The sequence below is a fragment of the Microbacterium sp. genome, from assembly GCF_035554235.1.
Lineage (GTDB): Bacteria > Actinomycetota > Actinomycetes > Actinomycetales > Microbacteriaceae > Microbacterium.
Map to the genome: position 1 here is coordinate 1 of NZ_DATMIO010000189.1, position 2,191 is coordinate 2,191.

Annotated in this window: 3 protein-coding genes; 2 read left to right on the forward strand and 1 reads right to left on the reverse strand. The window is 70.4% G+C overall.

Annotated elements, in window-relative coordinates:
• Both VNT50_RS09825 and VNT50_RS09830 read left to right on the forward strand, forming a co-directional pair.
• Positions 1–886, forward strand: an 886-nt coding sequence (locus VNT50_RS09825; protein ID WP_325484932.1) for a lipoate--protein ligase family protein, incomplete at its 5' end; no start/stop codon positions are given.
• A gap of 68 nt (positions 887–954) precedes the next feature.
• Positions 955–1,782 (forward strand): DNA-methyltransferase, encoded by an 828-nt coding sequence (locus VNT50_RS09830; RefSeq protein WP_325484934.1) that lies wholly within the window; start codon positions 955–957, stop codon positions 1,780–1,782.
• A gap of 34 nt (positions 1,783–1,816) precedes the next feature.
• On the opposite strand, the gene VNT50_RS09835 is transcribed toward VNT50_RS09830, so the two are convergent.
• The coding region (locus tag VNT50_RS09835; RefSeq protein ID WP_325484933.1) for a MarR family winged helix-turn-helix transcriptional regulator at positions 1,817–2,191 on the reverse strand (375 nt) is incomplete at its 5' end.

Consider the following 2,191-nt stretch of genomic DNA (forward strand, 5'->3'; position numbering starts at 1 on the left):
GGATGTCGCGGCCGTCGCGGCCGCGGTGCGCGGGGCCCTGCCCGAGGGCGCCCAGCTGCTCGGGTTCACTCCGGAGTCGGTGGGCACCGCCGTGCGCCGCGCCCTTGTGACCGCCCCCGGATGGCGCGACTTCGAGTGGGAGATCGTGCACGAGAAGGCGGTGTCGCCGCGCCTGCACTTGGCTCTCGACGAGGTGCTCACCGCCCGCGTCGGCGACGGCCGGCGCCGTCCGACCCTGCGCATCTGGGAGTGGGACGAATCCGCGGTCGTGATCGGGTCTTTCCAATCGCTCCGCAACGAGGTCGACCCCGCGGGGGCGGCGCGGCACGGGTTCGATGTCGTCCGCAGGATCTCGGGCGGCGGCGCGATGCTCATGGCCGCGGGGCAGATCATCACCTACTCGCTGTACGTGCCGGCATCCCTCGTCGCCGGCCTGACGTTCGCCGACTCGTACGCGTTCCTCGACGACTGGGTGCTGCAGGCGCTGCGCTCCCTGGGCATCGAGGCGACCTACCAGCCGCTCAACGACATCGCGAGCCCGAGCGGCAAGATCGGCGGTGCCGCGCAGAAGCGCCTGGCCAACGGCGGCGTGCTGCACCACGCGACACTCAGCTACGACATCGACGGCCAGGTGATGACCGAGGTGCTGCGCATCGGCCGCGAGAAGCTCAGCGACAAGGGCACGACGTCGGCGGCGAAGCGCGTCGATCCTCTCCGCACGCAGACCGGTCTGCCGCGCGAGCAGATCATCGCGCGGTTCATCGAGACGTTCTCGCGCCTGTACGGTGCGGAGCCCGGGCATATCACCGAAGAGGAATACGCCGAGGCGGAGGCCCTGGTCGCATCGAAGTTCGCGACCGACGAGTGGCTGCGCCGCGTGCCGTGACGGGCTCCGTCCCGCCCGCGGCCGCACGCGGCTCGGTCACGATCCACGAGGGCGACAACCTCGAGGTGATGGCGGGCTTCGCCGACGGATCGTTCACGCTGATCTACCTCGACCCGCCCTTCAACACCGGCCGCGTCCAGGAGCGGCAGATCGAGTCGGCCCGATCGGGCGGCGAGGCTCCCGCAGCCGGCAGTGTCGTGCGCCGCGGGTTTCACGGGCGGGACTACGAGCGCGTGCGCGGGGCGCTCCGCACCTACGATGACCGCTTCGACGACTACTGGGGCTTCCTCGAGCCCCGGCTCTTCGAGGCCTGGCGCCTGCTCTCGCCGGAGGGCACTCTGTACCTTCACCTCGACTACCGCGAGTCGCACTACGCCAAGGTCATGCTCGACGCGGTCTTCGGCCGCGATCACTTCCTCAACGAGCTCATCTGGGCCTACGACTACGGTGCCAAGACGCGCCGCCGTTGGCCGTCGAAGCACGACACGATCCTGGTCTACGTGAAGAACCCGGCCGCCTACCACTTCGACTCCGAAGCGGTGGATCGCGAACCATACATGGCACCGGGGCTCGTCACGCCCGAGAAGGCGGCGCGCGGCAAGCTGCCGACCGACGTCTGGTGGCACACGATCGTGCCGACGACCGGCCGGGAGAAGACCGGCTATCCGACCCAGAAGCCCGAGGGCATCCTGCGGCGCATCGTGCAGGCATCGAGCCGCCCCGGCGACCGGGTGCTCGACGCGTTCGCCGGCAGCGGCACGACCGGCGCGGTCGCCTCGGTGCTCGGCCGCGAAGCCGTGCTGATCGACGCGAATCCGTCCGCGATCGACGTGATGAGAGGCAGGATGCCGGGGGCCGTGGTCATCGCCCGGACCGACCAGGATGCCGTCGGCTGAGCCGCGGCCATGAGGAGTGGGTGGGTGCGCGGCCTCACGCCCTGCGAAGCGCCTCGGTCTCTTCGCGGTTGAGCTCGGCGGCTCGGGCGAGGAGCTCATTTGCGAACTCGATCTGCTCGTCGGTGAGTGTCTCGAGGTATTCGGCCCACCGTGCTCCCACGCGACCGTAGATCGGACCGACCTTCGCCATGACCGTCTGGGGCACGGCCGTCACGATCACCCGGCGCCGATCAGCGACGTCCCGCTCGCGGGTGACGTAGCCAGCCCGCTCCAGGCGATCGATCACCGCCGTGATCGCGCCGCCGGCGGTCAAGCCGGTGCGCTCGGCGAGTTCGCCGGGCGTCGCCGGGCCTTGGCTCATGAGCAGCCCGACGGCCTGCATGTCGGTGCTGTTGATCCCGCCGAAGCG

Coding starts and splice junctions, on each gene's coding strand:
- VNT50_RS09830 (WP_325484934.1), top strand. CDS start 955: ATGGCGGGCTTCGCCGACGGATCGTTCACGCTGATCTACCTCGACCCG.